This is a genomic window from Chloroflexota bacterium (assembly GCA_023475225.1).
In the GTDB taxonomy this organism is placed as follows: Bacteria; Chloroflexota; UBA6077; order FW602-bin22; family JAMCVK01; genus JAMCVK01.
The window spans coordinates 36,207-42,255 of sequence record JAMCVK010000020.1 but is presented as its reverse complement, the minus strand read 5'-3'; the positions used below and the strand labels follow the sequence as shown (position 1 = coordinate 42,255).

The following is a 6,049-nucleotide window of genomic DNA, read 5'->3' as shown; positions in this document are numbered from 1 at the left end:
AAGTCAGGATAATCATCGCCCTGGCTTGCTCTCAATGTAAGGAACGCAACTATACAACGACCAAGAATAAGAAGAATGATCCGGACCGTCTGGCGTTGAGGAAGTATTGCCCACGTTGCCGGGTTCATACAGTGCATAGAGAAACAAGATGAGAACTCTTGCAGAGGGAAAATGGGTGATGTAGGTGCCATCCTCTCCCCAATAAGAGCACGAGGAACATAAGGCCTACCCCAGACAATTATCGTCTGTTAACCTTCTGAGTATGAAAGGTGAGGGGACAAAGCGGAGAGATAAGGCACCCCAGAGGAGGACCAGCCATTGGCAACGAAGGTGAAACCGACCAAGGCGACCGTAGCGGTGGAAAATCGTTTCAAGAGAGTTATCCGGGAGACAAGAGCAGAGCTTCGGAAGATCGCCTGGCCGACGCGTGATGAGGCTACCAACTTGACGATCATCGTGATCGCCATCTCCATCGCTGTTGGCCTCTTCTTGGGCGGTGTTGATTACGTTCTTAAGAAGATATTCGAATTATTGTTCACTGGATCTTAAGGAGGAATGGACTAATAATCCAGAGATTTATGGAACAGCAGTTGAGGGAAGAGGCACAAGAACGTCAGGCGGAAGGGGAATCAGCACGGTGGTATGTCATCCACACCTACTCAGGTTACGAGAATAAGGTGAAGACGAATCTTGAGCACCGCATCGCTTCTATGGATATGGCCGATAAGGTCTTTCAAGTGGTCATCCCTATGGAGGACGAGATCGAGATTCGGAACGGGCAACGGCGTACCGTACAACGCAAGGTGTTCCCTGGCTACGTGCTCGTTAAGATGATAATGACCGAGAGCTCCTGGTATGTCGTGCGCAATACGCCTGGCATAATCGGGTTTGTGGGGTCTGGTAACAAGCCGATTCCTCTGCGGGACGAAGAGGCAGAGGATATTCTAAAACAGATGCGGGCAGAGGCACCACGAGTTAAGATCAGCTTTAATCGAGGACAGCGTGTACACATCATCGACGGTCCTTTCGTCGATTTCGTCGGCGTAGTGGATGACGTTAACCAAGAGAAAGGTAAGCTCCGCGTCCTTGTCTCCTTCTTTGGTCGAGAGACCCCCGTTGAGCTCGATCTCCTACAGGTGGAGAGGCTTTAGGAACGCAACTCTAGGAGAAAAATGGCAAAGAAAGTTAAGGCGATAGTTAAGCTACAGATTCCAGCCGGCAAGGCTACCCCGGCCCCACCGGTGGGACCGGCCTTGGGACAACACGGGATCAACATAATGGCCTTCTGTAAGGACTATAATGAGCGCACGGCGGCTCAGTCTGGGACGATCATCCCAGCTGAGATAACCATCTTTGAGGATCGCTCTTTTAGCTTTGTAACGAAAACGCCGCCTGCTGCTGATCTACTGAGACGGGCAGCCGGTGTTGAGAAGGGTTCCGGTGCGCCCAATCTTACCAAAGTGGGAACAGTATCACGCCAGAAAATTCGGGAGATTGCCGAGCTAAAAATGAGGGATCTCAATGCTAATGATCTGGTGGCAGCAGAGCGAATAATAGAAGGCACCGCCCGCAGCATGGGCATTGAGATCGTGGAAAAATAAAAATCATCTGATTGGCGTTTTCACGTCTCGCTTGTATCAGTGGGAGGGTTAATCCCGCTAGAACCACAGGGAGGAATAGCATGGCCAAACGGGGCAAGAAATATATCGAGGTAGCGAAATTAATCGAACCAGGTAAAGCCTATACACCAGCAGAAGCTGTAGAGCTGGCGAAACGGACATCGTACGTCAACTTCGATGCTACGGTGGAGCTGCATCTGCGAATGGGGGTAGACCCAAGGCATGCCGACCAGCAAGTGCGTGGTATCGTCTTCTTACCAAACGGCTTGGGCAAGCAGGTACGAGTGCTCGTCTTCGCTCAAGGTGAAGCGGCTAAGATAGCCGAGGAAGCCGGTGCGGACCATATAGGGAGTGATGAACTGGTCAAGCGGATCGAGGAGGGTTGGTTTGATTTCGACATAGCCATCGCCACACCGGATTTGATGAGTAAGATCGGTCGACTGGGTAAGCTGCTGGGACGTCGCGGCTTGATGCCTAACCCAAAATCGGGCACTATTGCTGCCCAAGCAGACTTGCCCAGGGTAATCAGCGACACCCGGAAAGGCCGTGTGGAGTTTAAACTGGATAAGACGGCCCTCATCCATGTGCCAGCAGGCAAGGTCAGTTTCCCCCCGGAGAAATTACTGGAGAATATCGGGGCTGTTATCGACGCCTTGCAGAAGGCAAGGCCAAGCGGAGCAAAAGGGCAATACATTAGGAGCGCAACCTTGACAACGACGATGGGCCCTGGAATCAAGATTGATCTCTCTAAACTGATTGCTTTGGCTGCAGTGGCCTAGGCGGGGGGAGAGGATATTCCAGATTAGAAACTGCCGAATAACAGGGGTTCCAAGGGGGCACAGTCCGCCTGCGGCGGATCTGGGGATGTGCCCTCCTTCCGCAGGAAGGACAACCTTGAATCCGCCTTCAGTGGATTTGGGGAGACATTCAACACTTTCAGAATAAATAAAGAAGCCATAGACAGCAGGTGTGCCTTAGAGCACTTAATCACAGTCCTGCCGAGGCCATCAATGGTTATCCGTCATCAGCGTGAGCTGATCATTGATTTCCAAAACCTCGTGCTCTATGGCAACGAGGTTTTTTGTTAAGAGGGGAGTGGACAATATGGCTACGGTCAAAAAGCGTGAGCTAAAAAGCGAGGTAGTCAAGGATCTGACAGAGAAAATAACTCGTAGCACGGCGGCATTCCTTACAGATTACCGTGGTCTGAGTGTAGCTGAGATGAATGACTTGCGCCGCAAGCTCCATCGCTTAGGCGTCGAGTATCAAGTGACCAAAAATACACTGACCCGTTTTGCAGCTGAAAGGGCTGGCGTGGCTGATCTGGACACGTTGCTGATGGGGCCTACAGCCATCGCTTTCAGCTACAAGGATATAGTTGAACCAGCTAAGGTGCTCCTGGATTGTGCTCGGAATTACAAGACATTCACTATCAAGGGCGCTTTACTGGGTGGCAGGGTGATTGACCCAAGCGCGGTTGAGGTCTTGGCCACTCTTCCTCCACGAGAGGTGTTACTGGCTCAGGTGTTAGCTGGGATGCAGGCTCCATTAACCGGGCTGGTGAACGTACTCAGCGGGACCATACGTGGCCTGATGTATGTGCTTCAAGCCCGAGTGAGTCAGCTTTCGTCTGGTAGCTAAAAAGGGATAGCCCAGAAGGGGGCCAATCCCCCTTCTGGGAGTCCTTTGAAGAAGGCTAGGGCTCCGCCTCAAAGAGTCTTCGACCTAGCCTCTATCCCCCCTTCTCCCGCTTCGCAGGAGAAGGGGGGATAGAGAGCATTCCCAAACATAGAGTTTATGGCGATAAATAATGGCGCCATTGGCGCCACAGAGGGAGGTAACAACATATGACTAAGGAAGAAGTAATCCAGGCCATCGAGCAGATGACCGTCCTTGAGCTCTCCGAATTGGTGAAGGCACTGGAACAAAGGTTTGGGGTGACCGCTGCTCCTGTGGCTACAGCCGCAGCCACAGTGGGGCCCGCGGCCGCTGCGGCCCCCACGGCTCCCCCAGTAGAGGAACAAGTAGAATTCACTGTCATCCTCAAGGAGATCGGGCCCAATAAGATCAACGTGATTAAAGCGGTGCGGGAAATAAATCCCGCCCTGGGGCTGAAAGAAGCCAAGGATCTCGTGGAGGCTGCACCCAAACCAGTGAAGGAGGGCGTGAACAAGCAAGAGGCTGAGACGCTGAAGAGCAAACTTGAAGCAGCGGGTGCAGTTGTCGAGGTGAAGTAGTTTCACCACCACTCGGGTGCTCGCCCCATATTCCTGGGGCGAGCACCGCAAAAGGGAAGACAAGTCCTTTGCCCTTCTTATCTAATTGTGATGGCTAGGCATAACCCAGCCCACAGGGAGGATATTCCCGTGGATTGGAAAAGTACCTTGGCAGAAACCATTAACGGTTTGAGGCCAAGCAGCGAGGCGAGGGAATGACCAGCAAACCTGAGAGAAAAAGACTCATTGTGGCCATCTCCGGAGCTAGCGGGGCAGTCTACGGCAAGACTCTGCTCACTATCCTACAGGACAAGAAGATCGAGACGCACCTTATCGTATCTGAGGTTGGACAAGGAATCCTGGAGTATGAAACCGGGACGACGCAGGAAGAGATCAGGGGACTGGCAACCTATTGGTACGATATAAGGGATTTGGAAGCCCCCATCAGTAGTGGCTCCTTTCATACCGATGGTATGGTGATCATCCCGTGCAGTATGCGGACTCTAGCGGCAATAAGCCATGGCTATTCCGATAACCTTCTGACGCGGGCCGCTGATGTGACTCTAAAGGAGCGCCGCAGCTTGATCGTCGTTCCACGGGAGATGCCCCTAAGCATTATTCATCTGGAGAATATGCTCTGCCTGGCCAGAGCAGGGGCGATCATCATTCCAGCCATGCCCGGCTTCTATATGCTGCCCCAGACCATCGAGGATATGGTCAGGCACGTTGTCGGTAAGGTACTCGATGCCTTGCGGATAGAGCATGCACTTTATAAGCGCTGGCGCAACGAGCAGCCCTCCTAGTTCTGGATATCTGCTGTGGAATCAGGTATGCAAGAGGAAGAACATATCTTCACGACCTCGGTAGGGGAGGGACGCCTGCAGGTGCGGGCAACAGCCATTCGCACGGCGAATGGCTTAATAGTCCATATTCTGGGTGGTGAGCATCCTCATATTGGCGCTGTGGCCCTGGCCATCCCTCGCCCTAGCCTGGCCGATCCGGCCAGGATGAGCGCCACAGCGTCGGTGCTAACCGTGATAGGACACAAAGAGGACGAGATCGTTAAGCCCATTTCAGAGAGCCTTGCAGCCAGACTGAACCAGGTCGTTGTGGTTGTGGCCGGTCTACACGTCGAAAGGGCTTCAGCATCGGAGATTCAGACCTTGATTCACCATAGTAAGGAAGCAGCAGAGGCGTTACTCGGCGAGGTCCAGAGAACTAGATAAAGCCCTGCTGCTTGATCCGATTGCTAAAGGCCTCTATGCTCTTGAGATCATTAAGGCTCAAGGACTCCGTATCCTTGCTGATCCGCTTAACTAAACCAGAGAGGACCTGTCCAGGTCCAACCTCAATGAAAGTGGAGACACCGGCATTGAGCATCTCAGCTACTGACCTTGTCCATTGAACAGAATAGCAGATCTGTTCGCGCAGTTCGCGCTGGATATCTTCCACATTCGTTATGGCTTTGCCCGTGATATTGGCTACGATCGGTATTTCTGCCTCGCGGAAGCGCAGCCGAGAGATCGCTTCGGCAAACTGGTCGGAGGCACGGCGCATCAGCGGGGAATGAGCAGCGATGCTGATGGCCAAACAGACGACCTTGCGAGCACCACGCGCCAGAGCCAGTTGCATCGCCTCTCTTAGGGCAGCCAGCTCACCCGAAATCACGGTCTGCCCGGGCGAATTGTAGTTGGCTGTACAGATCACTCCTTTTGTGCTAGCTGCCCGACAAAGTTCATCTACTATCCCATTATCCAGACCGACGACCGCGGCCATCCCCCCTGGCTTCTCCTCTCCCGATTCCTTCATCAGGCGTCCCCTTTCCCGTACCAGGCGCAAAGCATCCCCAAAATCGAGTGAGCCGGCAGCTACCAGAGCAGAGTACTCCCCGAGGCTATGTCCGGCGACAAAAAGAGGAGTCAAACGCTCGCTGAACGACCCCAGGCGCTCGCGCAAAGCGGCCAGACAAGCGATGCTGGCGGTGAACACCGCCGGCTGGGTATTGATTGTATCGTTGAGAACCTCCTCTGGACCCTCGAAGCAAAGCTTGGACAAGGCAATACCAAGGATCTCCTCAGCCTGCTGGAAGATGCTTCTTGCTGCCGGAGAGGACTCATAAAGGTCTTTACCCATCCCCACCCGTTGTGAACCTTGTCCTGGGAAAATGAAGGCGACGTTCATTTTAATCCTGTCGGTCAGTCCCATACGCATTAC

Annotated in this window: 10 protein-coding genes and 1 other annotated feature; of the genes, 9 read left to right on the top strand and 1 reads right to left on the bottom strand. The window is 53.1% G+C overall.

Annotation, left to right across the window (positions count from 1 at the left end):
* Positions 1-8: 8 nt before the first annotated feature.
* The 9 genes from rpmG (at position 9) to M1136_04130 (ending at position 5,061) form a co-directional block, all read left to right on the top strand.
* Positions 9-152: a 50S ribosomal protein L33 gene (gene rpmG, locus M1136_04170; protein ID MCL5074835.1), complete on the top strand. Its 144-nt coding sequence runs from the start codon at positions 9-11 to the stop codon at positions 150-152.
* Between the two features lie 166 nt (positions 153-318).
* Positions 319-549, top strand: a complete 231-nt coding sequence (secE, locus tag M1136_04165) for a preprotein translocase subunit SecE (protein ID MCL5074834.1) — start codon at positions 319-321, stop codon at positions 547-549.
* 29 nt (positions 550-578) lie between these two features.
* Positions 579-1,151 (top strand): transcription termination/antitermination protein NusG, encoded by a 573-nt coding sequence (nusG, locus tag M1136_04160; GenBank protein MCL5074833.1) that lies wholly within the window; start codon positions 579-581, stop codon positions 1,149-1,151.
* Positions 1,152-1,172: 21 nt separating this feature from the next.
* Positions 1,173-1,601 carry a 50S ribosomal protein L11 gene (gene rplK / locus M1136_04155; protein ID MCL5074832.1) on the top strand — a complete coding sequence of 143 codons (429 nt, stop codon included), beginning with the start codon at positions 1,173-1,175 and terminating at the stop codon, positions 1,599-1,601.
* A gap of 80 nt (positions 1,602-1,681) precedes the next feature.
* A complete protein-coding gene (rplA, locus tag M1136_04150) occupies positions 1,682-2,398 on the top strand; it encodes a 50S ribosomal protein L1 (protein ID MCL5074831.1) in 717 nt (238 codons plus the stop codon).
* A gap of 157 nt (positions 2,399-2,555) precedes the next feature.
* Positions 2,556-2,711, top strand: a sequence feature (ribosomal protein L10 leader region).
* A gap of 12 nt (positions 2,712-2,723) precedes the next feature.
* The gene (rplJ, locus tag M1136_04145) at positions 2,724-3,260 is read left to right on the top strand and encodes a 50S ribosomal protein L10 (protein MCL5074830.1); all 537 of its coding nucleotides are present in this window, start codon (positions 2,724-2,726) and stop codon (positions 3,258-3,260) included.
* Positions 3,261-3,466: 206 nt separating this feature from the next.
* Positions 3,467-3,856, top strand: a complete 390-nt coding sequence (gene rplL / locus M1136_04140; protein MCL5074829.1) for a 50S ribosomal protein L7/L12 — start codon at positions 3,467-3,469, stop codon at positions 3,854-3,856.
* Positions 3,857-4,050: 194 nt separating this feature from the next.
* Positions 4,051-4,638, top strand: coding sequence for a UbiX family flavin prenyltransferase (locus tag M1136_04135; protein ID MCL5074828.1), 588 nt, complete (start codon positions 4,051-4,053; stop codon positions 4,636-4,638).
* A gap of 15 nt (positions 4,639-4,653) precedes the next feature.
* On the top strand, positions 4,654-5,061 hold the full coding sequence (locus M1136_04130) for a hypothetical protein (GenBank protein ID MCL5074827.1): 408 nt from the start codon (positions 4,654-4,656) through the stop codon (positions 5,059-5,061).
* Here the strand turns inward: M1136_04130 and fabD are convergent.
* The gene (fabD, locus tag M1136_04125; GenBank protein MCL5074826.1) at positions 5,054-6,040 is read right to left on the bottom strand and encodes an ACP S-malonyltransferase; all 987 of its coding nucleotides are present in this window, start codon (positions 6,038-6,040) and stop codon (positions 5,054-5,056) included. The two genes, M1136_04130 and fabD, sit on opposite strands and share 8 nt — an antisense overlap.
* Positions 6,041-6,049: the final 9 nt, after the last annotated feature.

Excerpts from the sequence above, each read along its gene's own strand:
- nusG (MCL5074833.1), top strand. The coding sequence starts at position 579 with ATGGAACAGCAGTTGAGGGAAGAGGCACAAGAACGTCAGGCGGAAGGG.
- rplK (MCL5074832.1), top strand. The coding sequence starts at position 1,173 with ATGGCAAAGAAAGTTAAGGCGATAGTTAAGCTACAGATTCCAGCCGGC.
- rplA (MCL5074831.1), top strand. The coding sequence starts at position 1,682 with ATGGCCAAACGGGGCAAGAAATATATCGAGGTAGCGAAATTAATCGAA.
- rplJ (MCL5074830.1), top strand. The coding sequence starts at position 2,724 with ATGGCTACGGTCAAAAAGCGTGAGCTAAAAAGCGAGGTAGTCAAGGAT.
- rplL (MCL5074829.1), top strand. The coding sequence starts at position 3,467 with ATGACTAAGGAAGAAGTAATCCAGGCCATCGAGCAGATGACCGTCCTT.
- M1136_04135 (MCL5074828.1), top strand. The coding sequence starts at position 4,051 with ATGACCAGCAAACCTGAGAGAAAAAGACTCATTGTGGCCATCTCCGGA.
- fabD (MCL5074826.1), bottom strand. The coding sequence starts at position 6,040 with ATGGGACTGACCGACAGGATTAAAATGAACGTCGCCTTCATTTTCCCA.